Genomic DNA, 24,546 nt, shown 5'->3' on the forward strand with positions numbered 1-24,546 from the left:
TTATTGCTTGGTGGTGTAGACGATGTCGATGAGGTCCTTGAGCTCGGCCGCGGTCAGCGGCTTCGCCAGGAACTTGCCCTCAACCGCCTGCTGCATGGTCTGGTCGATGCCCTTGATCGGCCCGAACGCCAGCGTCTTGCGGTTATAGAAAGCGATGCCCTTCTCGGCGATGTTGGCCTCAACCTTGTTGAGCTTGCCATAGAACTTCGAGGATTCCGCCTTGTTGGCATAGGCCCAGTCGATGCACTTATCGAGCGTCTCGAGGAACTTGGCGACCACGGCGCGGTTCTTGGCGAGGTAATCCGCCTTCACCACGATGACACGGCCGGTGAGATCGGCCTGCGACTTGACGTCATCGCCGGCGAACAGGACGCGGATCTTGCCTTCGTCAACCGCGGCGAGACCGGCCGGTGGGATCGAGTAGCCGACATCGACCTGCTTGGTCATCGTCATGGTCATGGTTGCATCCATGCCGCCGGTCGCGACCGGCTTGAAGTCGAGCTTGCTCTCGCTCTTGAAAGCGAGCAGCAACGCCTCGCTGGCGCCGCCGGGACGCGGAAACGCCACCGACTTGCCGGCGAGGTCCTTGGTCGACTTGATCGGGCTGTCCTTCGGCACATAGAAGAAGGTGTCGTTCTGGCCAAGGAACTCGGCACTGACGATCTTGAGCTTATTGCCCTGAGCATAAGCCGCAAGCACGGCGTTGAGGCCGGGCGAGTAGCCGATGTCCATGCCACCGGCGATGACGGCCTGGATGTTTTCAGAGCCGCCGCGCGTCGATGTAACGTCGACGTCGAGACCCGCCTTGGTGAATTCGCCGCGCTCCTGGCACAGCGTCGGCTGCGAGGTATCCCACAGGCCGAGGAAGGTGGTGGCCACCTTCACCTTATCCTGCGCCAGAGCAGGTTGAACGATCATGCCGACGCCGGCTGCCGCAAAAGCTACTTTCATCAGAGTACGCATAGTCCGATCCCTCTTGAGTAGTTGTTGTTGACCCCGGACTTCCAATCCACCCGCTCAGACCAGGACGACCTGTGCGGGCCCAATCGCTCCATACTTCGCCTTGTTGCCCGTAATCTCGATGGCTTCGGGCACTTTCTCGATCCCTTGAAGCACGTGCGTCACCGTTGGCTCGATGTGCACGCGCTTCGAGGCGACCAGATCGATCGCGTAATTGATGATGCGCGGCGACGGGCTGCGCGTACCGATTACGTGCAGGCCCTTCTTGTCGATCGGCCCGATCGGAACCGTCGAGCCGACCGGCAGATGGCCGAATTCGGAAATGCGGCCTTCGTTGCGCAGCATCGCCAGCCCCTGGATGAAGGTGTCGACACCGGCGTGGCCCTGCTCCTTGCTGCCACCGGCGCATTCGAGCACGACGTCACAGCCGAGACCTTTGGTGATCTCCATGACCGCCTCGACCGGGTCGGTCTTCGTCGCGTTGATGATGTGCGTGGCGCCAAGCTGCTTCGACAGCGCGAGCACCGGATCGCGCCGCGCGATCGCCACCACCTTTGCGGCGCCGGCGACGGCGGCGATCTGAGTGCAGAACAGGCCCATCGGTCCCTGACCGATGACGACGACGGTATCGCCCATCGCAATGCCGACGCCTTCGATACGGCCCATCACCGACACCAGCGGCTGCATGCCGCACGCTTCGATGTCGGAGATTTCCGGCGGGATCGCCGCGATGGTGCTTGCCGGAATCGGGAAGTACTCGGCGAGGCAGCCGGGCGTGTCTTCCGAGACGTTGATGACCGAGCGGCAGAGATGCGACATCCCGGCGCTGCAGTACTTGCAGGTGCCGCAAGGCACGCCGCGATGATAGAAAACGCGATCGCCAAGCTTGACGTTGGTCACGCCGGCGCCGACTTCGACAACTTCGCCGCAGAATTCGTGGCCCCAGAGCTGCATGGGCGCCCGCTCGGCGAGCATGCGCTTGATGTTGTCATGCGACGGAACGGGCAGCCCGCGAAACTCGGCGATTTCGGTGACCGACAATTCGGCGTTGCGGACCTTGCACACCACCCAGCCGGGCTCGGCATGCGGCATCGGCACCTCTTCGAGGCGCATGTCGTTGAAGCCGTAGGAGAGCCAAGCCTTCATACCGATATCCTATAGTTTATCTATGTTATGCTTTTTAGTATAGTACCTAGTCTGAACAGGCAGTCAATTGCGCCATGTTTATTTTGCGTCGCAGTGGCTGCCCCATCTTGTCGCGCATCGAGCCGTTTGTTTGTGCACGTCGTCCAAAGGTAACGGCGTCCGGCCTTCCGGCGCTCCACCTTTCGGCTTTCATGCGCGCTCCGCGTTTCGTAACGCCGCCCACACGTTCTGGGCGGTCGCCGGCATGTCGATCCGAGGGACGCCCGCGCGGTATAGCGCATCGGCAACCGCGTTCATGACGGCCGGCAAGGCGCCGACCGTTCCGGCTTCCCCTGCGCCCTTGGCGCCAAGCGGATTGGTGGCGGTCGGCACGGCGTGGCTGATGACGTCGAAAAACGGCAGGTGGCTGGCGCGCGGCATGCCATAGTCCATGAACGAGCCGGTCAAGAGTTGGCCGTCGGCATACGCGATGTGCTCCATCAGCGCCTGGCCGACACCCTGAGCGATGCCGCCATGCAGCTGGCCCTTGAGCAGCAGCGGGTTCATGACCTGGCCGACATCGTCCACCACGGTGTAGGCCACCAGCTTTGTCACCCCGGTGTCGGGATCGATCTCGACCTCGCAGATGTGACAGCCATTGGGAAAGGTGGCGTCGCGCGGCGTCACGACCGCCTTGGCGTCGAGGCCGAAATCCATGTCGCGCGGCATGCGCGCGGGCAGATACGACGCACGCGCCACGTCGGCCAAAGCGATCTTGAGATCGGTGCCCGGCACGGCGAAAGCACCCTCGGTAAACTCCACATCGCCCTCGCCGACCTCGAGAAGATGCGCGGCGACCTTCTTGCCGCGATCGATGACGCGCTGCGCCGCGGTTGCGAAAGCGGTGCCGGCCGCCATCATGGTGCGGGAGCCGAACGAGCCGCGGCCATGTGCGACTTCATCGGTATCGCCGCTGACGATGCGTACCTGATCGGGCGCCAGACCGAGATATTGCGCTGCGAACTGCTTGAGCACCGTCTCGTGGCCTTGGCCGTGCGAGTGGCTGCCGGAGACGACGGTGCAACTGCCGCTGGAATCAAAGCGGATCTCGACCGCCTCCTCCATGGGCATGCCCTGCGGACCGCCCGCGATCTCAATGACGCAGGCAATGCCGATGCCGCGCAGCAGGCCGCGCGCCTCGCTGGAACGGCGGCGGGCGTCGAAGCCTTTCCAGTCGGCAGCTTCGAGACAGCGGTCCATCACGGCTTCGAACTCGCCGCAATCGTAGGTGTAGACCAGCCCGGTCTTGTAAGGCATGGCGCTCGCCGGAATGAGGTTGCGACGACGCAATTCGGCCGGATCGACGTTCAGCTCACGCGCGGCGAGGTCAATGATCCGCTCGATGCAGTATGACGCCTCGGGCCGCCCCGCCCCCCGAAACGGACAGGTCGGCGGCGTGTGGCTGAATGCGCCGGTGACGGCGACGTCGAACGCCGGGATCTTATAGACGCCGGCGAGGCCGCCGAGGTTGTTGGTCGATGAATGCAGGCCGTTGAGCGCGATATAGGCGCCAATATTAGCCACCGTTTCGACGCGCAGCGCCAGAAAGCGGCCGGCCTTGTCGAGCGCCAGCGCCACGTCGGAAATGTTGTCGCGCGCCTGGTGGTCGGACAGGAAGCCTTCGCTGCGCTCGGCCACCCATTTCACGGGCTGGCCGACAATCCGCGACGCCCACAGCACCAGCACCTGCTCGGGATAAACGCTGCCCTTCATGCCGAATGAGCCGCCGACATCGTGAGCCACAACGCGGAAACGGTTTGCCGGCTGGCGGAAAATGCCGGCAATCTCGCGCTGGATCGTGTGCGGCGACTGCAGGCTTGAGTAGAGCGTGTAACGACCGTCCTTTGCCGTGTAGTGACCGAGGGCATTGCGCGGCTCGATCGAGTTGGTCGTCATCCGGGTGATGATGAGGCGGTCACGGACGACGTGGTCGGCCCGGGCGAAAGCGGCTTCGGCCGCCGCCTTGTCGCCGAGCCGGAAGACGAAACAGCGATTGTCGCCCTGCCCCTCCCACACCACCGGTGCGTCGGCGTCGAGGCATTGCGCGGTATCGGTGACGTCGGGCAGCACCTCGTAGTCGATCTCGACCAGTTCGGCGGCGTCCTTGGCCTGCGCCAAAGTCTCGGCGACGACGGCGACGACGGCGACGCCGCTGTGCGGCGCCACCTCCACGGCCAGCGGATAATACGGCGGCACGAAATTCGGCTCGCCATTGGCCTTGTGACGCTGCACCCGCGACGGCAGGGTGGCGATATTGGCCGCGACCACATCGACGCCGCTCAACACCGCCAGCACCCCGTCCACCGCCCTCGCCGCCTCGACATTGATGCTGACGATCCGCGCCGCGGCGTGCGGCGAACGTACCAGATAGAGCGAAGCGGCGGGCCCCAGATCGATATCATCGGTGTAGCGGCCGAGCCCGCCAGTCAGCCGCGCATCCTCGCTGCGCACCACAGATCGGCCGATGCCCCAGTCGAGTTCACGCATGCCGCGGCCAATACCTCATGCGCCCGAGGTCGCGGCGAGCGCGGCCTTGTCGGCGGCGCGTTCCGCGGCCGTCGTCTTTTGCCCGCGTCTGCCGAGAAAACCCTGCAGCAGACTCAAGGCGAAATTCATGAAAGCGGCAGTGGCAAAGATCAGAATGGCATCGGCATAGACCGACGCGATACGGAACTGATCGGCGTAGCGGATCAGACGGAAGCCGAGGCCGCCTTGCGAGTTGGCAATCTCGGCGGACAGCACGCCGATGATCGACATCGACATGGCGAGGCGCAGGCTGGTGAGCACAGGATTGGCCATCGCCGGCAGATAGACCTTGCTGAACATCTGCCAGGTGGAAAGATTGAAGCTGCGGCCGGTCAGCAGAAAGATTTTCGGAATCTGCACGAACGCGCTGGTCGTGCTCAGCACCACCGGAAAGAACGCCGACAGCGATGCCTTGGCAATCTTGGATTCGATGCCGAGGCCGAATACCAGGAAGATGATCGGCAGGAAGATCACCTTGGGCGTGCCACCCAGCGCGGTGACGAACGGCTCGAAGACGCGCCGGCCGAATGGCCGCAGGCCGAGCAAAATGCCGAGAACCAACGCGATCAGCGAACCGGCGATAAAGCCGGCCGTGGCCGCGAACACGGTCAGACCAAGATCGACGTAGAAGTCCTTCGCCATCAGTTCCTGCACCAGCGCCACGATCACGGCCCAGGTCGGCGGAATGACACCTTCGTAGAAAACGCCTGAGCGCGCAGCGAACTCCCACAGCGCCACCAGAGCCAGAATGGTGCACACCCGGATCCACAGAACCTGGAGATGAAGCGCGTGTTGTCTCGGGTCGAATATCTTCATCGCGACCGGATCCATTGTTCGCCGCGGCCGATCAACCAGTTCAGCAGGACACTGACCGCCGCGACGGCGACGATCGCCGAATAGGTACCCGGAATATCGAAGCGGAAATAACGGTCGGCAACGATGCGGCCGAGGCCGCCGACATCAACGAGATACTCGACCGCGACGATGTTGATCAGCGTGTACATCAACGCCAGACGCACGCCGGTGGCGATGGTCGGCGCCGCGGCCGGCACCATGATGCGCCAGAAGATCGCGTTCTTGGACAGCGCATAGCTGTGCCCGACATTGATGAAGGTCTGTTTGACGCCGAGGAAGCCCTCCTGGACGTGCAGGATCAGCGGGATGACGCCCGGCAGGAATCCCATGACGATAAGCGTCACCTGGTTGCGGCCAAAGACGACGAGGAACAACGGGTACAGCAGGAAAATCGGCGCGGCCGACAGCGAGGCCAGCCAACTCGTATAGGCGATGCCGACGGCGCGTCGCTTGTACATCAGGTGGCCCAGCGGGACCGCGACCAGGATTTCGAGCCCGACCGCGGTCAAGGTCGACGTCAGGGTGGATCGCAGTGCGCCGAGAATATCGACCTTGGCCTGCAGGTCGACGATGCCAAGGATCGTCGCACTCGGCTCGGCGACGATCGCGCGCGAGACGAGGCCGCTTCGCACCAGGCCCTCAAGCAGAAGAAGGAATGCCACAAGCAAGCCGAACGAGCAGAACGCCGGCGAACTCAGAAGCCGGATCACGAAAGGTCGTCCATTTGCCGGTCGGTTCGCCATGTCAGGCATCGCTCAACCAATCGAAACTTGCGCCCCGCGAGGGGTCGATGACGACGTCGATGACATAAGGCTTGCCAGCCTCGGCCGCCTTGATGCCGCGTTCAAGCGCGGCGAAAAGATCCCCGGCCTTCTCGATCGGACCTTCAGCCTCGACGCCAAAGTCGCGCGCCAGGCCGGCAAGATCGACCGCCGGGTCATCGATGCGCTGGCCGATCCAGCGATTGGCGACCGGACGCTTGCGCTCGCGGGCCACGGTCTCCTGCTGGATTTCATCGGTGAAATAGGACCGGTTGTTCGCCACCACCATCAGCAGCGGGATGTTGTAATGCGCTGCCGTCCATAGTGCCGACACAGCGCCGAGGAATTCGCCGTCGCCCATGATGCCAACGACGACACGCCCCGAGCCGGCCAAAGCCAGTGCGGCACCCACGGTCATTCCGGGACCGGAGCCGACCCCGCCACCGCCGTCATACCCGAGATAGTCGAGCGGCTCGCGGAACGGATAGCTGGCGGACGGCCAATTCAGCGGCGCTCGCGCCAGCGTGATCTGGCGGCCGTCACGGAGCTTCGCCATGGCCTGCCCCAGATCCGCGAGCGTCGGCGTCAAAGCGGGATCGCCGGTGAAGTCGGGCGCCCTCTTCTGCTCGATCGCCATAGGCTTGGCCGGCGGTTTGAGACGATCCAGTAGCGCTGCAACCGCCATGTGCGGCTCGACGGCCATATCGAGATCGACGGGGGCCAGGCGCTGATGATCGCCACTGTAGGAATTGTGCGCGTGATGATCGACCGAAACGCTGATCACTTTGGCGCTGCCGCCGGCCTGAAGCATGGTATCGGCAAGGTCATACCAATCGAGGCTGAGGACGAGATCGGCCTTGCCGATGGCCGCCTTGTCGTTCGGCGACAGGAACAGGTCGGCCGGCCCACCGTGCAGTGGATGCTCGGTCGGAAACGACGCGCCCATACGCAAATCGGTGACGACGCGCGCCTTAAGGCGCTCGGCCAGCGCGACGCGCCGGTCCCACTGCTCCCGGTCAAGCGAAACGCGACCGATCAGCATGACGATGTTCTTCGCCGCGGACAGCATTGCCACGGCACTGTCGAGTGCCTCTTTCGACGGTGTGGCCGGGGCCTTCGGCTTGTAGCGCGCGATATCCGGCAACGCGATATCGCCTTGCAACGCGTCTTCCTGTAAGCGGCGATCGAGAATAACGTAAGAAGGACCGCACGGTGCCGTGTTCGACGCCTGATACGCACGCAGAATGCTGTCGATCTGGGCGCGCGGCGTGGTCGGCTGCTCGTCCCATTTGACAAAGTGACGGACCAAAGCGCCCTGATCGCGGAAGGTATGACTCCAGTCGATCCAGTTGCGACGCACGGCGCTGTCCACCGCACCAGTGGCGCCGAGAATGAGCATCGGCACGCGGTCGCACCAGGCATTGAAGATCGACATCATACCGGCCATCAGTCCGACATTGCTGTGCACCACCACAGCCATCGGCTCACCGCAGGCCTTGTAATAGCCGTGCGCAATCGCCACGACCGATTGTTCATGCAAAGACAGCAGCATCTGCGGCTTCTCATTGCCGAGATAATTGATCAGGCTGTCATGCAGACCGCGGAAGCTCGAGCCCGGATTAACGCAAACGTATTTGATGCCGAGACGGCGCAGCAGCTCGGCGACAATGTCGCTGCCCCAACCCAGCACCGGCTTTGCATCTTTTTCCGTCAGGTCGGATTTCATCGGCCCACTACTGGTAGGTTTCGGTGATGGTCTTAATGTTCATGTGCTCGAGCAGACCTTCGATGCCGGACTCGCGGCCGATGCCGCTGTCCTTCATGCCGCCGAACGGTCCTTCCGGAGCTGTCACGGTGACGCCGTTGATGGCGATAACGCCGGCCTGCAGCGTTTCGCCGATCCGCGCTGCGTAAGACTGCGAGCGCGTGAAGGCATAAGCCGCAAGCCCGTATGGGAGACGGTTCGCTTCCTTGACGACGCCATCGAAATCCTTGAACGGCACGATGGGCGCCAGCGGCCCGAACGGCTCGGTATTCATCAGGCTGGCCTCGTTCGACAGGCCGGTGATGACGGTAGGTTCGAAGAAGAACCCGGTATTGCCTTTACGACGGCCGCCGGCCGCGACACGCCCGCCGCGCGCTTCGGCATCGGCGACCAGTTTTTCCATGGCCTCGATGCGGCGCGCATTGGCCAGCGGACCCATCTGCGATTTCGGATCGAGGCCGCTGCCGACCTGGAGCGCGGAGGCTGCCGCCGTGAACCCCGCGACAAACCTATCGTAGAGAGACTCGTGGATGAAGAAGCGCGAGCCGGCGGTGCACACCTGTCCGGCATTACGGAAACGGCTGCCGACCGACAACGAGACGGCTCGGTCGAGATCGGCATCCTCGAAGACGATGACCGGTGCGTGTCCGCCGAGCTCGAGCGTGACTTTCTTGAAATCATGGCTGGCGAGCGATGCAATATGCCTGCCAACATTGGTCGAGCCGGTCAGCGTAACTTTGCGGATGATCGGCGATTTGATGAGGCGTTCGGAAACCTGCGCCGGTTCGCCGAACAGTATATTGACGACGCCCTTGGGCACGCCGGCCTGCTCGCACGCCTTGCCCAGCGCCACCGCGGTGCCTGGCGTCTCCTCCGCCGGCTTGAGCACGATCGAGCAACCCGCGGCGAGCGCATGGGCGATCTTGCGGCCCGGCATCATGCAGGGGAAATTCCACGGCGAGAACGCCGCCACCGGCCCGATCGGCTCATGCACCACCATGGTGCGGGTATTGGCAACGCGGCTCGGCACCAGGCGGCCGTAGATGCGCCGGGATTCTTCCGCCAACCACTCGAACAGTTCGGCCGTTGCGCCGACTTCGGTGCGCGCCTCGGCGATCGGCTTGCCCTGCTCCAGGGTCATCGTGTTGGCGATGGCGTCGGTCTGCTCGCGCAGCAGCGTCGCGATCTTGCGGATGACCTTGGCGCGCTCCTGCGGCAGCACCTTCTTCCAGACCTCGAAGCCGCGCTCGGCGGCCGCCAGCGCCCGGTCGATATCGTCAAACGACGCGAACGGCACGCGGCCGATCTCCTCGCCGGTCGCCGGATTGAGCACGGCGCCGCTGCGCTTGCCGTCGCCCGTGCTCCACGCGCCGTCGATGAAGAACGCCAGGCGGTCGTGCATGTTCAGACCAATCTGCCGTTCGGCATATGAGCGAAGGTGCTCATCTCGTGGCACGGCCCGAGCGGATCGACCGAGCAGAGATAATCCTTCGTCAATTCCTTGAACGAGACGAGGCCGAGCAGCGCCAGCGTATTGGTGATCTCGCGCTCGATCAGTTCGAGAGAACGCACCAGACCGTCGGCGCCGCCGGCGGCCAGCGCCCAGCCCTGCATCCGGCCGATCAGCACCGCGTCGGCGCCGAGCGCAACCGCCTTGATGACGTCCGAGCCCCGTAGAAACCCGCCATCGACGAGAATGCGGGCCTTGCCCGCCGCCGCGGCAACCACGGTCGGCAGCGTTTCCATCGCGCCGAGACAATGATCGAGCTGACGACCGCCGTGGTTGGAGACATAGATGATGTCGACGCCGCGCTCGACGGCCAGCTTGGTGTCGGCGGCGGTGGCTACGCCCTTGAGAATGAACGGCCCGCCCCACTCCGCTTTGATCCAGTCCATCAACTCCCAGGTAATGGCGGACTGCAGGTGGCGGTTGGTCTGCGCCTTCACGCTCGGCGGCTGATATTGATTCATCAGCTGGCGTTCACGGATGCTGTAAACCGCCGAGTCCACTGTCAGCGCCAGCGCGGCATAGCCCGCCGCCTTGACGCGGCCGATGATGTCTTTTAGCCAGGCCTTGTCCCCGCGCACGTAGAGCTGAAAGATCTTCGGCCCTTCCGCGGACTTGGCGCAGTCCTCCAGACTCGGCTGCGTGATCGACGAGATCATTGGAATGGTGCCGAACTTCGCGGCCGCGGCGCAGGACGACGCACCACCGCCTTCATGAATCGCCTGCAGCGAGCCTATCGGCGCCAGCATCACCGGGATGCGCAGCTTGTGGCCGAGGAAGGTGGTCGATGGATCGACCTTGGAAACATCGCGGCAGACGCGCGGCAGGAAGGCCAGCTTGTCGAGCGCATAGCGGTTGCGCCGCAAGGTCGTCTCGGACTCAGCGGCGCCGGTCAGATAGTCCCACACATCCTGGGTCAGATTCTTGCGGGCAACCTCGATGATTTCCTGGTTGCAGGTGAAGTCCGCGGCCATCCCAGAGCTCCGTTACCCTATTGGTCTCGATCAGTTCGCCGTCGCAGCTTCCACTTCCTTGATGGCTTCAAGGAATATGTCGATACCCTTACGCAGATGCGCCTCCGTGATGACGAGCGGCGGCATCAGGCGGAACGTATTGCCATTGCGGCCACATGCCATGACGCGCACGCCGCGCTGTTCGCAGGTCTTGGCGATCTGGCCCATGTATTTGGCTTCGAGCGGGGTGCGCTTATCCTTGTCGCTGACCAGTTCGACGCCAATGAAAAGGCCACGCCCGCGCACTTCGCCGACCAGCCGGCATGTCTTCTGGAATTCGAGCAGACGCTGCTTGAGGTCGGCACCCAGCTTGGCGGCGCGGCCGATCAAATCGTCTTTCGGGTCGCTGAGGATCTCGAGATTGGCAATGCCCACCGCGTTGACCACGGCGTTCTCCGCGCTGGTGATGACCTGCGAGCTTTGCGGCAATCTTTCGTAGAACTTTTTGTGCGCGGTGACGCCGGACAGCGGCATGTCGCCACCGACCGCCTTCGCCCAGACCAGCATGTCCGGCTTGATGCCATAGTGCTCGATCGCCCACATCTTGCCGGTCCGGCCGGCGCCGGCCTGAACCTCATCGATGATCAGGATGATGCCGCGTTTGTCGCACGCCTCGCGCAACGCTTTCATGAACTCGATCGGCGGATCGATATAGCCACCATCGGCCTGCATCGACTCGACGATAACGGCGGCGACGTCGTCAGCCCCGGTATTGGGCGTGTTGAGCTTGAAATCGAGGTACTTGCCGCATGCCTGCGCGCAGGTCTTGCTGTCGAAGCCGGCAAAGCAGCGATAGCAGTACGCATATGGCATGTGGATCGCGCCGGGCATCAGCGGCATGAACGGCACACGGAAGTTCTCGCGTGTCGTCAGGGCCAGCGAGCCGTGAAAGACGCCGTGATAGGCGCCCTCGAAGGCCACGATCTGGTGCTTGCCAGTGATGGCCTTGGCGAACTTGATCGCAGTCTCGACCGCGGCGGAGCCACTCATGCCGAACACCGTAAAGCACTCGCCGCGGAGGCCTTCCGGCATGAGGTCGGAAAGCTTTTGCGCGAGTTTCACCGTGCTCGACGATACGAGACCGGCCGAATGCATGAGTTTGGTAGCCTGCTCCCGCACGGCCTCGACCACCTTGGGATGGTTGCGACCGACGCTTGATACAGCCACGCCGGCGGACAGATCGATATAGACGTTGTCGTCGGGATCCTTGATGCCCGCGCCAAACCCCTCCTCGATCACCAAAGTGCCGCGCACTGAAGGGCGCGTCGGCGTCTGCACCTTGAGGGCGTCGTCAATGACCTGCCGCGACTTCGGGCCCGGCAACTCGTTGGAGACGATCTTCGGCATCTCCGGGTAAGACAGCTTGGCCAGTTCCTGCTCGGAAATCATGGGAGACGCCTCGGAAGGAGATGGACGGGTTTCAGACGCAGTCAGTCACATCGGGATACGTTGCAGCGGCATTATCCGGCGGCGGCATTCACGCCCCGTTGGGCGCGCCGCTCGTGCTTACCCGGCGCGAGCGTCGTTTCGAGATTGAACAGACGCTGTGCGTTGCCGCCGAGGATGTCGCGCTTGGCCTGCTCGTCAAGAAACGGCAGATCGTAGATGGTCGACGGCAGGTCCATGTCCCAGTGCGGATAATCCGACGAGTACAGAAGTTGCGTCTTGGCGTTGATCATCTCGAAGGTAACTTCCAGCGCCTTCGGATTGTTGACCATCTCCATCGGCTGCGACGTGTAGTACATCTCACGCATGTAGTCGCTGGGGATGCGCTTGAGCAGCGGCGCGTCCGACGAGCGCATCATGAACTCGTTGTCGAGGCGCTGCATCAGGAATGGCACCCAGGCCAGACCGGATTCGATCCAGACGACCTTGAGCTTCGGGAATCGCTCCGGCAGCCCATTGACCAGCCAGTTGGTCATGTGGAGCATGTTGTGCCAGGTGAAGCCCAAGGCATGCACCGCCATGAAGCGGTTGGTCAGCGAGAGCTGCTTGTCGCTCCAGGTATAGGCGGCATGGAATGCCAGCGGCAGGTTGCGCTCCTGCAGCATGGCGTAGAGCTTCATATAGGCGTTGTCGTGGACGGAGCGATAATGCGTCGCCACCACCATGAAGCCGATGACGCCCTTGCGGCTGCCGAATTTCTCGACGATGTCGATGCAGGCCGCCGGATCGTTGAACGGCAGGTAGAGCATCGACTTGAGGCGGCCATTCTCGCTTTCGAGGATGTTGTCGCACAGCCAGCGATTATAGGCCCGCGCCAGCGCGACCTCGACCTCGATGCGCGGACAGGTGACGATATTCAGCATCGGCGTCGGGAACATGCAGGCCACGTCCACGCGCAGCGCATCCATCCAGCGGTACATCAGCGTGATGTCGCGATGCGGCTGTGGCGGCACCTTCTCGCCGCGCCGCTCGGGATAGCGCGTGATGCGGCCGGTCATTTCCTGGTAGGAGCCGTCCATCGAGGCAATGCCGCCGCGCGCCATGCCCTGAAACTTGGCCTCGCGGCGCAACACCGGATCGTCGATGTAGTCGGCGATCTCGCTGAAGGCCTCGGTCTCATAGTGGTGCGCGTCAACGTCGACGATCATGAAGTCGTCATAGTTGCGCGATTCGCCCTGCGCGGCGGCGTTCTTCAGATGCACCGAGCTGTTGAAGCCCTCGTTCGCGACATCGCGGTTGCCGGTCACCTTCAACATCAGTAGCGCTCCGTCACGGACTCGTCATACTTGATACGGCCGACGCTCGACATGTTCTGCCACGCGCCGAGTTCGAAAAGGGCGAGATTGACTGCTTCGAGCATCGCGGTGCAGCCGATCGCGACGTCGGTCGCGGTCACGCCGCTATTACGGCCGAACGGCAGCATGCCCTCGCCGGCCTGCGCCTTGGCAGCGTAAAGCTGCAGAACCGAAGCGAAGGCCTGGCCCAACGCATCGGCCGGAATGTCCTCGAGGCGGTTTTGCTCGATGGCCTCGAGACAGCGCGCCGAGAGCTCGCTCGCCAGGTCCGAAAATTCTCGCGCTTCAGATCGCGACATAAATCTGCCCTTCCCGCTCGACCACGTCGTATTTCTTGAGCCTCACCTTGGGATCGATGACGTGCTCGCCGGACTCGATGTGGAATTCGTAGCCGTGCCACGGGCAGACGATATGCATGTCGTTTTCATTGAACTTCTGGCAGACGAAAAGACCGTTCTCGTCGATCACGTCTTCGACCTGCGGCATGCGCACGCCTTCGCAAACGGGACCGCCCTGATGCGGGCAAACATTCTTGTAGGCGTGGCATCCGCCATTGTGGCGAATGATGCCGATCTCGACATCGCCGATGGTGCACACTCGGACGGCGCCCTCTTTGAGCTCGTCGCTCCGGCACACCGGGACCTGCTCGCTCATCTGTCTCGTCCTCCTTGCACGCACCGGGCCGCAATTGCTAAGGTACCTATTAGTAAGATATCTTACGATTAACATAAGTCAACTCAGTTTTCTGTATCAATTGTCTGCCGGAGATTTGCCTTGCCAGATACGCCACGCCGTCTCGCCGAAGGCGCTACGCAACCGCCGCCCATCGGCATCGGCAAATTGCTCCGGCGCTCGCATCTCGCCTTCAGCAAGCTGCTCCGCGATCGTCTGAAAGATCACGATATTAGCTTCAGCGAGTTCGTCCATCTCGAACGGTTGTGGTACGACGACGGCCTCAATCAGACCGAGTTGTCGCGCCGCGTCGGTATCGAAACCGCATCGTCCACCACCGTCCTCGATGCGCTGGAAAAGCGTGGATACATTCGCCGCGAGCGCGACGCGCGGGATCGCCGCAATGTTCGGGTTTTCCTGGAGCCCGCAGGCGCAGAGATAGAAGCCAAGCTGCTGGAATGCGCGGCCGGGATCAACGCCATCGCTCGCGAAGGCTTGAGCAAGGCCGATATCGCGGAGTTTTTCCGGATCATGGCCATCATTGCCGGGAATCTCGAAGCGCAGAACCGCGGCGCCTCGCGCAAGGCCGACAAAGCCTCCCCTGTCACGCCCGAATTGCCGCAGACACGCCGCAAGCGCGGCCAGTCCTGATCAGGACGCGCGCTTGCGCTCGGCTTCCTGCATGCCGCGCGAAGCCTCTTCGCGCAGGTCGGCCCAGATCATGCCGACGAGCTGACCGAAGCGCTCGCTGCTCATAATCTCGGATGAACGCGGCCGCGGCAGGTCGATCGGGACGATGCGCTTCACCGTGCCCGGCCGGTAGCTCATCACCACGACGCGATCGGAAAGCTGCACGGCCTCGGTAATGTTGTGGGTAATCAGCAGCGTTGTCTGCTCGAGCTCCTGCTGGATTTGCAGCACCTTGTCGCCGAGCAGCAGCCGCGTCTGCTCATCAAGCGCGGCGAAGGGCTCATCCATGAGCAGGATCTTCGGGTCGAAGGCCAGTGTCCGGGCAATAGCGGTGCGTTGACGCATGCCGCCCGAGAGTTCGCTCGGATAGTTGTGCTCAAAGCCCTCGAGGCCGACCAGTCTGATGAAATGCCGCGCTCGCTCGACGCGCTCTTTCTTCGGCATGCCGGCCGCTTCCAGCGGGAACATCACGTTCTGCAATGTCGTCCGCCAGGGAAAGGTCGACTCTTCCTGGAAGACGGTGCCTATGGTGCGGTCACCTGGCTTACCTTGTCCATCGAGCACCACCTCCCCCTCGTAATCCTTGAGGAAGCCGCCAATGATGTTGAACAAGGTCGATTTGCCGCAGCCGCTCGGTCCGATGATGGAGATGAATTCGCCCGGCTTCACGTCGAACGACATGTCGCGAACGGCGACGATGCCGGCGTGTCCGCCGAACCTCTTGGTTACATTCCTGATCTGAAGTCCGTGACCATGCGACATGATATTGATCCCTCGACTGGGTCTGGCTCAGGTCCCGGCACCGTCCAGCACGACATTGATGCTCTTAAGCTGCGTATTGTCCAGTAGCTCTTCGATGGACTCTTCGCGTCCAAGCCCGGACTGCTTGTAACCGCCGAACGGCACGCCGTAATAATGCGTGCTGGCGCCATTCACCCAAACATAGCCGGCTTCGACGCGCGCCGCCGCACGATGGGCGACGGACAGATTCCTGGTCCAGATCGAAGCCGTAAGGCCGTAGCTCAGTTCGTTGACCGACTGGAACATCGCTTCTTCATCGCGCCATTTGAAGACGCTGAGCACCGGCCCGAAGATTTCCTCGCGCGCGATGCGCATATTCGGCGTGACGTCGGCGAAGATCGTCGGCTCATAGTAGAAGCCATTGGCGAAGGCTGGATCGTCGGGACGTCGACCGCCGGTAACGAGCCGAGCGCCGTCCTGTTTGCCGGCTTCGACATAATGAATGACCTTGTCGAGTTGCGCCTGGCTGACGAGGCACCCCATCTCGGTGTCCGGATCGGTCGGAATCCCGAAGCGCAGCGTCTTGAGCTTCTCGACGACGCGGTCGAGCACCGCATCGTGAATGCCCTCGTGCAGGAAGGCGCGGGACGTCGAACCGCAGGATTGGCCGAGCCAGACGAAGTTCATGCCCTGGATTACGCCGGCGGCAAGCTTGTCCGGATCGGCATCCGGATAGCCGATCAGCGCATTCTTGCCGCCCAGTTCAAGCGACACCTTCTTCAGCGAATCCGCCGCGCCTTTCAGGATCGCCTTGCCGGTCGGAATGGCGCCGATCAGGCCCACCTTGGCGACCAGCGGATGCGCCACAATGGCCTCGCCGCAAGCGCGGCCGCCGGACAACACGCTGACGACACCCTTCGGAAACAGCGGCCCGATCAGTTCGGCCAACCGCAAGGTCGACAGCGGGGCCTGCTCCGGCGGCTTCATGATCACGGCATTGCCGGCGGCCAGCGCCGGTGCGGCATGGGTCGCCGCGAACAGCATCGGATGATTGTAGGCGTTGATGCGCACGACAACGCCGAGCGGCTCACGCACCGTGAAGCTCAGCACGTCGTCGCCGCCGGGAATGGTGTCGCCTTTGATCTCGGTGATCAGGCCGGCGAATTGCTCGAAGGCCTGCGCGCCGCCCTCGCTGTCCTTGATCATGCGCTTGAACGGACCGCCGCAATCGGCGGCGTCGAGCATCGCCAGTTCGTCGGCATGCTGGCGGATGACGTCGGCCGCCTTGCGCAGCACGGTCGCCCGCTCCAGTGGCTTCATGCGCCGCCACACCTTGAAGCCCTCATAGGCGGCCTTGACGGCTGCATCGACGTCTTCGGCACCTGCCAGAGAAACCGAGCCGAGGCTCTCCCCGGTCGCCGGATTGAAGGTTTCCTGCGTCGCTCCGGAATGCGCCTTGTGCCAGGCGCCGCCGTAATACAGCTCTCGTTTCACGGTGGGGAGAACGAATGCAGCAGGCTTCTTCAACGCAGTCGCCATGGCGGACCTCAGAGCGGTAACGGCACAACAAGGCTCGCCTTACGGCGAGCCGACTTCCTTGGTTTCGGTGAGCGCGGCAACGGTGCTCGGTGCGTAGCCAGCGGCGACGTGGACATCGACGACCACCGTCTCGCCGGCTCTTGCGGCGGCTACAGCTTCGGCCAAGGTCTTCGCCAGTTCGGCATGACTTTTGACCGGGCCGAAGGCGGTCGCGCCCTGGGCGCGGGCAAACATCACGATGTCGGGCTCCGGGTCGGCGATGCGCTGGCCGATCCAGCGGTTCTCGACCGGGCGGCCGCGCATCACGGCGACGCGCTCCTGATGCACCTCGTCGTTAAAGTACGAGTGGTTGTTGGCGACCACCGTGAGCATCGGCACCTTGTAGTGCACGGCGCTCCACAGCGCAGTGACGCCCATCAGGTAATCGCCGTCGCCGAGGATGGCGATCGGCAGCCGGTTGGTGCCTTTGAGCGCCAGCGCGGCGCCGACAGCCATGCCGGGGCCGGAGCCGACCCCACCGCCACCTGAGTGGCCGATCTGATCCAGCGGATGTTCGAACGGCCAGTACGAACCGTCCCAGCCGAGCGGCAGGCGCGACAGACAAACGTCATGCCCCTTCACCGCCTCACGCAAGGTCAGCGCAATATCCTTGAGGGTGATCGGGCCCTCGCCCGTTCCCTTTGCCACCTTGGCCGGCGACTTGCCGTACGCGCGCTTCGAGGCCGGCAGCGCCTTGATGAGCGCCGGCACCGCAGCTTCCGGTGTCACTGCGAGCCGCACGTCCACCGGCGGCAGCGCCATGTAGCCCATGTCCCATCCGTTATGGACGTGGTGATCGACTGAGACATGAATCACCTTGGCCGGACAGCCATCGGGCCAGGCTTGTTTCAAGGTGCCGGCGAGATCGACCCAATCGAGGCTGAGGACCACGTCGCTGCTCTGCAGCTTGCCGAGCGATTCCTTGCTGATGAACATGCCACGCGGCATGGCGTGGAGCTCGTGTTCGCTGGGAAAGCTGGCGCCGACCTTGAGATCGGTGAAGACCGTGGCGCCAAGCTGCTCGGCAAGCCGCACGCGGTCGGCCCAGGCCTTGGGATCGCGCGACACACGGCCCGACAGGATGACCGGCGACTTGGCATTCGACAGCAGACGAACCGCGGCATCGAGGCTGACGGGATCGGGGCTCGGCGACGGAATCGCCTTGTAGCGCGCCATGTCCGGCATCGGCGCGCCGCCGACATGCCTGGCTTCCTGCATCGCCGAATCGAGCACGATATAGACCGGGCCGCACGGCGCCGTGGTCGCGATTTGCATGCCGCGCAGCAGCGACTCTTCCGTGGCCTCAACCGAGGCCGGCTGGTCGTCCCACTTGGTGTAATGTCGCGTCATCGACGCCTGATCACGCGAAGTATGGATCCAGTCGATGAAGGGCCGGCGCTTGTTGGCATCGACCGGGCCGGTGGCGCCGAGGATCATCATCGGCACGCGGTCGCACCAGGCATTGAAGATCGCCATGGTGCCATGCATCAGGCCAACATTGCTGTGCAGCACCACCGCCAGCGGCTTGCCGGAGACCTTGGCGTAGCCATGGGCGATTGCGACCGCCGCCTCCTCGTGAAGGCACAGCAGCATTTGCGGCCGCACATTGCCGAGCAGATTGACCAGGCTGTCATGCAGGCCGCGGAAACTGGCGCCGGGGTTCAGGCAGATGAATGGGAGATCGAGCTCCCGGATGATGCGAGCAATGCGGTCGCTGCCCCACCCGTCTTCGACTGCATTCGGGAGGGTCGGCATCTCCGGAATGCCGGCATTGCTACGCGACTCGCCTGACTTGTTACGCACGCCTGAGCTTCCTTCCGCCACCTGCGATCGTTGTTACTTCGTCGTGCCCGCACCGGGGCCGACATAGAACATCAGCGTCGACAACGCGGTCTCGCGCTCGTCATTCGTGAGCTGGCTGGTGAAATAATCGACATGAGGCTTCACCTCGTCGTCGATGCGGTCACAGACCGCCCGGCCCGCCGGCGTAATCTTCAGGATCGTAACGCGCCCATCCGAGGCATCGGAATCGCGCTTGAGATATTTCGATTTGACCAGACCCTTGATCAGGTTCGAGGCGAACGCCGGCGCGATATCGAGGCGTTCGGCGAGCTCGCTGACGCGCAGTTCCTGGTTCTTGCTGCCGTAGACCTGGAGCAGCGCCTGATGCGCCAGCGACTCCAGGCCCAATTCCTTGGCCTTCTCTTCGATGATGCGGAAGACCTTGCGCAGGATGTAGCGCACATGCGCTACGGCCGCGAAATACTCGTGCTTGTCGGCGCCGTTGCGCGAGCGCGCGGCGGCGGCCGAGCGCCTTTCAATCTTCGCGAAGTTGAGAACCACGGTCATCGATCATTTCCCGGCATTGGCAGCGCGATCCGGTTACCGTAGCGTTCGGCACCATCATCGCGTTGCTGATTCGAATTAGTTAGTTAACACATCTTTCTGGAAATGCCAGCCTTATTTCCGCGACGGTTGTGGCGGCGGTATCGGACGGCGCGCGCTATGCAATGCACAGGCCCGCAACCCGCGATTTATGTATGTTTACAACCTTAGTTCTATAATATATGCCTGATATGCCCGTCGGCCGAACGCTGCGGCGGCGAACAGGACCATCCCGTGACCAAGCGTATCATCGTCGGCATCAGCGGCGCCTCGGGGGCAATCCTCGGTATCCGGACACTCGAGGCCCTGCGCCTCGCCGGCGTCGAGACACACCTCGTTCTCAGCAAGTCGGCGCTGCTGACGATTGCGAGCGAAACCGATTACGCGCCTGCGCAGGTCCGCGACCTCGCCGATGTCACCTACAAAGCCGAGAATGTCGGCGCCGCCATTGCCAGCGGCTCGTTCAGAACCATGGGGATGATCGTCATTCCCTGCTCAATTCGCTCGTTATCTGAGATTGCGTACGGCAATACGACGACGCTGCTGACCCGCGCCGCCGACGTCGTCCTCAAGGAACGCCGCAAGCTCGTCCTCATGGTGCGCGAGACGCCGCTGCACCTTGGTCATCTCAAAACCATGACGCGAGCCGCCGAAATCGGCGCGGTGATCGCGCCGTTCATGCCGGCGCTCTACACCCGGCCGCAGACCATCGACGACATTATCAACCATACGGTCGGACGCGTGCTCGACCAGTTCGACATCGATACCGGAGCCGTCAAGCGCTGGGGCGAACAGGTCCCGGCCATTGGCGAAACATAACGTTCAAGGGAATGCCGGATATGTACCGTGACTTGCGTGAATTCATCGATCTCGTAGACGGCCTGGGGGCGCTGCGGCGGATCGATAACGCCGACCTCATGCTCGAGATCGGCGGCATCACGGAAGTCGCCGCCGGCATGCCGGAATGCCCGGCGCTGCTGTTCGACAACATCAAGGGCTACCCGAAGGGTTATCGCATCTTCAGCAACGCCACCGTGAGCGCGCAGCGCGCCGCGCTGGCGCTCGGCCTCGATCCGCATTTGCGGCCGCTCGACGCGCTGAAGGCCTGGATGGCGAAGCGCCAGACGCTGAAGACGCTCGACCCCGTTGTCGTGAAAGACGCTGCCTGGCTCGAGAATTCGATGACCGGCGACGATGTCGATCTGGCGCGTCTACCGTCGCCGCACTGGCACCCGGACGATGGCGGCCCCTACATCGGCTCCGGCAGCCTGGTGATCATGGGCGACGCCGACGACGGCTGGGTCAACGCCTCGATTTATCGCGTGCAGGTGCATGGCAAGGATCAGGTGACGATCCAGTTCGATCATCAGGGCCGCCACGGCGCGATGATCTCGAAGAAATACTGGGAGCGCGGCAAGCCCTGCCCCGTGGTCGTCGTCAATGGCGAAGATCCGGCGTTGTTCATCGCCGGCTTCGAATATCTGCCGGCCGGTCAATCGGAATATGCCTTTGCCGGCGCGATCAAGGGAGCGCCGATCGAAGTGCACCCCGGTCCGGTCACGCGCCTGCCGATCCCGGCCTATGCCGAAAGCGTGCTCGAAGGCGAACTGCCGCCGATTTCGGAAGTGAGCCTGCTTGAGGGCCCGTTCGGCGAATTCACCGGTTACTATGCCGCCGACAAGCGGCCGGCGCCGGTGATGAAGGTCACGGCCATCCACCACCGCAATGATCCGATCCTGCTCGGCTCGCCGCCGATGAAGCCGCCGCGCTTCCATTTCGGCCTGCCGTTCCGTGGCGCCGGCATCTGGCAGAACCTGATCGCCTGCGGCGTCACCGATGTCGTCGGCGTCTGGCAGCATGTCTCGCAGCTCATGACCGTAATCGCGCTCGAACAACGCTATCCCGGCCACGCCAAGCGTGCCGGGCTGATCGCCGCAGCCAACAGCTATATGGGCCGCCTGGTCGTGGTCGTCGATGAGGACGTCGATCCGTCCAATCTCGCCGACGTGATGTGGGCGGTGACGACGCGCTCGGAGCCGTCGGAATCGGTGGACATCATCCGCGGCGGCTGGAGCTCGGGCCTCGATCCTCGCCTGACGCCGGAAGCCCGTGATCAGGGCCTGACGCAGAACTCGAAGATGATCATCGACGCCTGCCGTCCGTTCGGCTGGCGCAACAAATTTGCAAAGACCTCGGCGCTCTCGCTCGCCGAGAGCCGCGTCATCGAGGACAAATGGATGGCGAGCCTGAGACCTGCCATCCGCAGCTGATCGAAGCGCACCATGCCGAAGCCCAGGATCCTCGTCTTCGCGCCGCTCGCCGGCACAGATCAGATGATGAGTGAACTGGCCGCGCACGGTTACGACGTCGTGCTCGGCGAGCCGCGCTGGCAGCAGCCCGGCCGCGCGCAGGCCTCGGAAATCGCCGCCGCCGCGCGCGACGCCGTCGCGCTGATGGGCACCTCGATCCGAGCTACGCCGATCAGCCGAGAGGTGATCGAAGCCTCGCCTCATTTGCGCACCGTGACCAAGTATTCCGTCGGCGTCGACGACGTCGACGTCGCCGCCGCCACCGAGCGCGGCATCCTCGTCTGCCACGGCCCGACCGAAGACAACTGCTTCGCGGTCGCCGAGAACACCATCGCCCTGATGCTGGCGCTGCTGAAGAAGATCCGCCGCCGCGACGCCGATGTGCGCGCCGGCCAGTGGCGCGAGGAGCGGCACGCCGCGACTTTTCTCGGCGCTCGTGTGTCCGATGGCTATCCGGGCATCACCGTCGGCTTGGTCGGCCTTGGCCGCATCGGCACGCGCGTTTCGCAACTACTGGCGCCGTGGCGGCTGCGCGTCATCGCCTACGACCCTTACGTGCCGCCAATCAGCTTCATGCTCGCCGGCGTCGAGCGCGTCGATTACGAAACGCTGCTGCGGCGATCCGACGTCATCTCGTTCCATGCGACGCTCAGCGACGAAACGCGCATGATGTTCGGGGCGCGCGAGATTAGCCTCACCAAGCCAGGCACCATCGTCATCAACACCGCGCGCGGCAAGATGATCGACGAGGGCGCCGTCGCCGCCGCGCTGCGAGAAGGCCGGCTCGGCGGCGCGGCGATCGACGCTTTCGAAGAAGAGCCGCTGCCGATGAACTCGCCGCTGCGCGCCATCGGCGACACGCTGATCCTGTCGCCACACGCCACCGCGAAGACCGACACGATCGAATTGCGCGCCGGTGCCGAATGGGCCGGGCGCTCGGTGCACGACGCGCTCAGCGGCCGCGTGCCCGACAATGTCTACAACAAGGACGCCATCGCGCTGTGGAAGAAGCGGTTCGGCGGCGTCGATCTGTCGAAATCCTGAGCGCATAGAAAAAGGGCCGCCCTGTGCGGGCGGCCCAGTGTCACCGGGAGGGGTTTCCGGTGGGAATCGGCCTTATGCCGCGATGGCGCTTTCAGCCGACACATAAGGCAGGTTGAGGCTGTCGGCGACCGCCTTATAGGTCACCTTGCCTTTGTGAACGTTGAGGCCGTTGCGCAAATGCGGATTGGCCAGCAGTGCCTTCAAGCCCGACGAGGCCAGAGCCAGACCGAACGGCAGCGTCGCGTTGTTGAGCGCGTGGCTCGAGGTCACCGGCACCGCGCCCGGCATATTGGCAACGCAGTAATGGATGACGCCGTCCACAACATAGGTCGGTTCGGCATGCGTCGTCGCGTGCGAGGTCTCGAAGCAGCCGCCCTGGTCGATGGCAACATCGACGATCACCGCGCCTTTCTTCATCGTCTTCAGTTTGTCGCGGCTGACGAGCTTCGGCGCGCTGGCGCCTGGCACCAGCACCGCGCCGATCACGACATCGGCGGCCGCCACTTCGTTGTCGAGCGCCTCGGAGGTGGAATATAAGGTGCGAACCCGGCCCGCGAACAACTCATCGAGTTCACGAAGCCGAGGCAGAGAACGGTCGAGGACGGTCACCTCGGCGCCGAGGCCGACGGCCATGCGCGCCGCGTGAACACCAACGACGCCGCCACCGATGACGACGACGCGGCCGGCGGGCACGCCCGGCACGCCGCCGATCAGCAAGCCACGGCCGCCGGCCGGACGCTTGAGCGCAACACCCGCCGCCTCGATCGCGAGGCGCCCGGCGACTTCGCTCATCGGCGCCAGCAGCGGCAGGCCGCCGCGGTCGTCCGTGACGGTCTCATAGGCGACTGCCGTGCATCCTGACTTGACCAGCGCCGCGGTCTGTTTCGGATCCGGCGCCAAATGGAGATAGGTGAACAGGATCTGGCCTTGGCGGAGCTGGGCGCATTCGTCCAGTTGCGGCTCCTTGACCTTGACGATCATGTCCGCCGCCTTGAACACCTCGGCCGCGGATTGGGCGATATCGGCGCCGGCCTGACGATAGACGTCGTCCGCAGCGCCGATGCCGTCGCCGGCGCCGCTCTGCACCAGGACCTTGTGGCCGCGTTGGACATATTCCCGGACCGACGCCGGGGTCAGGCCAACGCGGTACTCATGAGTTTTGATTTCGCTTGGAACGCCGACGAGCATGGGCTCCCCTCCTCTGTTGGCGACAAGCTAGACCAGGTCGAAGTTGTCTTTCCGGCGTTTCCTGCGTAATCTTGTCACTCCACGCAGTATTTCTGCGCGTGCTGCCGAGATGTGGCTCGTTTCATGCACGACTTGGACCGCATCGATATCGCTTTGCTGCGCGAGATCGCGAGCAACGCGCGCGTCTCGCATGTCGATCTTGCCGAACGCGTCGGCCTGTCGAGCACGGCCTGTTCGCGGCGCCTCGCCACGCTCGAAGAGGAAGGTTTCATCGCCGGCTATCACGCCGCGCTGGGCCTGCAGGCGCTTGGGCTCGGCACCACGGTGATCGTGCGCATCACGCTGGAAAGCCAGAGCGAAGACGCGCTGCAGGCTTTCGAGGCCGCGGTGGCCGAGTGCCCGTCGGTCATCCGCTGCCTGCTGATGTCTGGCTCGGACGACTATCTTGTGACTATTCTCGCCCGCGGCATCGAGGACTTCGAGCAGATCCACAAGACGCAACTGTCGCGCCTGCCGAAGGTGGCCCGCATCCACTCGAGCTTTGCCATCCGCAACGTCGTCGAACGCCCCTTCCCGCCGACCGCTTTGGCCGAAAGCGCAAAGCGGTCGAAGCGGTAGGACGCTTG

At 63.5% G+C, this 24,546-nt stretch carries 23 protein-coding genes; 5 read left to right on the forward strand and 18 right to left on the reverse strand.

Annotated features, from left to right (window positions below; translation table 11 throughout):
* The 13 genes from ASD45_RS11665 to ASD45_RS23720 all read right to left on the reverse strand — a co-directional run bounded on the left by ASD45_RS11665 (position 1) and on the right by ASD45_RS23720 (position 14,240).
* Complete coding sequence (locus tag ASD45_RS11665; RefSeq protein WP_082540793.1) at positions 1 to 963, reverse strand: ABC transporter substrate-binding protein; 963 nt, start codon at positions 961 to 963, stop codon at positions 1 to 3.
* 54 nt (positions 964 to 1,017) lie between these two features.
* A complete protein-coding gene (locus ASD45_RS11670) occupies positions 1,018 to 2,106 on the reverse strand; it encodes a zinc-binding dehydrogenase (RefSeq protein WP_056911632.1) in 1,089 nt (362 codons plus the stop codon).
* Positions 2,107 to 2,295: 189 nt separating this feature from the next.
* Positions 2,296 to 4,632, reverse strand: a complete 2,337-nt coding sequence (locus ASD45_RS11675) for a xanthine dehydrogenase family protein molybdopterin-binding subunit (RefSeq protein WP_056911633.1) — start codon at positions 4,630 to 4,632, stop codon at positions 2,296 to 2,298.
* Positions 4,633 to 4,647: 15 nt separating this feature from the next.
* Positions 4,648 to 5,487 (reverse strand): ABC transporter permease subunit, encoded by an 840-nt coding sequence (locus tag ASD45_RS11680; RefSeq protein WP_162249412.1) that lies wholly within the window; start codon positions 5,485 to 5,487, stop codon positions 4,648 to 4,650.
* Positions 5,484 to 6,236 carry an ABC transporter permease subunit gene (locus ASD45_RS11685; RefSeq protein WP_056911635.1) on the reverse strand — a complete coding sequence of 251 codons (753 nt, stop codon included), beginning with the start codon at positions 6,234 to 6,236 and terminating at the stop codon, positions 5,484 to 5,486. Before ASD45_RS11685 ends, ASD45_RS11680 begins: the two co-directional genes overlap by 4 nt.
* 34 nt (positions 6,237 to 6,270) lie before the next feature.
* Complete coding sequence (locus ASD45_RS11690; RefSeq protein WP_056911636.1) at positions 6,271 to 8,013, reverse strand: thiamine pyrophosphate-binding protein; 1,743 nt, start codon at positions 8,011 to 8,013, stop codon at positions 6,271 to 6,273.
* 7 nt (positions 8,014 to 8,020) lie between these two features.
* A complete protein-coding gene (locus ASD45_RS11695) occupies positions 8,021 to 9,454 on the reverse strand; it encodes an NAD-dependent succinate-semialdehyde dehydrogenase (protein ID WP_056911637.1) in 1,434 nt (477 codons plus the stop codon).
* Positions 9,455 to 9,456: 2 nt separating this feature from the next.
* The gene (locus ASD45_RS11700; RefSeq protein WP_056911638.1) at positions 9,457 to 10,533 is read right to left on the reverse strand and encodes an alpha-hydroxy acid oxidase; all 1,077 of its coding nucleotides are present in this window, start codon (positions 10,531 to 10,533) and stop codon (positions 9,457 to 9,459) included.
* Positions 10,534 to 10,563: 30 nt separating this feature from the next.
* Positions 10,564 to 11,961 (reverse strand): aspartate aminotransferase family protein, encoded by a 1,398-nt coding sequence (locus ASD45_RS11705; RefSeq protein WP_056911639.1) that lies wholly within the window; start codon positions 11,959 to 11,961, stop codon positions 10,564 to 10,566.
* Between the two features lie 71 nt (positions 11,962 to 12,032).
* Positions 12,033 to 13,274, reverse strand: coding sequence for an amidohydrolase family protein (locus ASD45_RS11710; protein WP_056911640.1), 1,242 nt, complete (start codon positions 13,272 to 13,274; stop codon positions 12,033 to 12,035).
* Positions 13,274 to 13,612: a hypothetical protein gene (locus tag ASD45_RS11715; protein WP_056911641.1), complete on the reverse strand. Its 339-nt coding sequence runs from the start codon at positions 13,610 to 13,612 to the stop codon at positions 13,274 to 13,276. Before ASD45_RS11715 ends, ASD45_RS11710 begins: the two co-directional genes overlap by 1 nt.
* On the reverse strand, positions 13,599 to 13,967 hold the full coding sequence (locus ASD45_RS11720; RefSeq protein ID WP_056911642.1) for a Rieske (2Fe-2S) protein: 369 nt from the start codon (positions 13,965 to 13,967) through the stop codon (positions 13,599 to 13,601). Before ASD45_RS11720 ends, ASD45_RS11715 begins: the two co-directional genes overlap by 14 nt.
* Before the next feature lie 96 nt (positions 13,968 to 14,063).
* Positions 14,064 to 14,240 carry a hypothetical protein gene (locus ASD45_RS23720; RefSeq protein ID WP_162249413.1) on the reverse strand — a complete coding sequence of 59 codons (177 nt, stop codon included), beginning with the start codon at positions 14,238 to 14,240 and terminating at the stop codon, positions 14,064 to 14,066.
* A gap of 9 nt (positions 14,241 to 14,249) precedes the next feature.
* Here ASD45_RS23720 and ASD45_RS11725 point away from each other — a divergent pair, with 9 nt between their 5' ends.
* Complete coding sequence (locus tag ASD45_RS11725) at positions 14,250 to 14,636, forward strand: MarR family transcriptional regulator (protein ID WP_162249414.1); 387 nt, start codon at positions 14,250 to 14,252, stop codon at positions 14,634 to 14,636.
* On the opposite strand, the gene ASD45_RS11730 is transcribed toward ASD45_RS11725, so the two are convergent.
* From ASD45_RS11730 to ASD45_RS11745, 4 genes are read right to left on the reverse strand one after another with little or no spacing between them, the layout of a single operon-like run.
* Positions 14,637 to 15,437, reverse strand: coding sequence for an ABC transporter ATP-binding protein (locus tag ASD45_RS11730; RefSeq protein ID WP_056911644.1), 801 nt, complete (start codon positions 15,435 to 15,437; stop codon positions 14,637 to 14,639).
* 27 nt (positions 15,438 to 15,464) lie between these two features.
* Entirely contained in the window at positions 15,465 to 16,955 is a 1,491-nt protein-coding gene (locus tag ASD45_RS11735; protein ID WP_056911645.1) for an aldehyde dehydrogenase family protein, read from the reverse strand.
* Positions 16,956 to 16,994: 39 nt separating this feature from the next.
* Entirely contained in the window at positions 16,995 to 18,797 is a 1,803-nt protein-coding gene (locus ASD45_RS11740; RefSeq protein ID WP_244485317.1) for a thiamine pyrophosphate-dependent enzyme, read from the reverse strand.
* 33 nt (positions 18,798 to 18,830) lie between these two features.
* Positions 18,831 to 19,343: a MarR family winged helix-turn-helix transcriptional regulator gene (locus tag ASD45_RS11745; protein ID WP_056911647.1), complete on the reverse strand. Its 513-nt coding sequence runs from the start codon at positions 19,341 to 19,343 to the stop codon at positions 18,831 to 18,833.
* Positions 19,344 to 19,613: 270 nt separating this feature from the next.
* Between ASD45_RS11745 and ASD45_RS11750 the strand changes: the two genes are divergently transcribed.
* Genes ASD45_RS11750 through ASD45_RS11760 form a run of 3 tightly spaced genes read left to right on the forward strand, consistent with a single transcriptional unit; the run spans position 19,614 to position 22,732 of the window.
* On the forward strand, positions 19,614 to 20,198 hold the full coding sequence (locus ASD45_RS11750) for a UbiX family flavin prenyltransferase (protein WP_056911648.1): 585 nt from the start codon (positions 19,614 to 19,616) through the stop codon (positions 20,196 to 20,198).
* A 20-nt stretch (positions 20,199 to 20,218) separates the two neighbouring features.
* Positions 20,219 to 21,649 (forward strand): UbiD family decarboxylase, encoded by a 1,431-nt coding sequence (locus tag ASD45_RS11755; RefSeq protein ID WP_056911649.1) that lies wholly within the window; start codon positions 20,219 to 20,221, stop codon positions 21,647 to 21,649.
* Between the two features lie 12 nt (positions 21,650 to 21,661).
* The gene (locus ASD45_RS11760) at positions 21,662 to 22,732 is read left to right on the forward strand and encodes an NAD(P)-dependent oxidoreductase (protein WP_056911650.1); all 1,071 of its coding nucleotides are present in this window, start codon (positions 21,662 to 21,664) and stop codon (positions 22,730 to 22,732) included.
* 72 nt (positions 22,733 to 22,804) lie between these two features.
* On the opposite strand, the gene ald is transcribed toward ASD45_RS11760, so the two are convergent.
* The gene (gene ald, locus ASD45_RS11765) at positions 22,805 to 23,920 is read right to left on the reverse strand and encodes an alanine dehydrogenase (RefSeq protein ID WP_056911651.1); all 1,116 of its coding nucleotides are present in this window, start codon (positions 23,918 to 23,920) and stop codon (positions 22,805 to 22,807) included.
* 123 nt (positions 23,921 to 24,043) lie between these two features.
* Between ald and ASD45_RS11770 the strand changes: the two genes are divergently transcribed.
* A complete protein-coding gene (locus ASD45_RS11770) occupies positions 24,044 to 24,538 on the forward strand; it encodes an Lrp/AsnC family transcriptional regulator (protein ID WP_056911652.1) in 495 nt (164 codons plus the stop codon).
* Positions 24,539 to 24,546: the final 8 nt, after the last annotated feature.

The sequence above is a fragment of the Pseudolabrys sp. Root1462 genome (assembly GCF_001426945.1).
In the GTDB taxonomy this organism is placed as follows: Bacteria; Pseudomonadota; Alphaproteobacteria; order Rhizobiales; family Xanthobacteraceae; genus Pseudolabrys.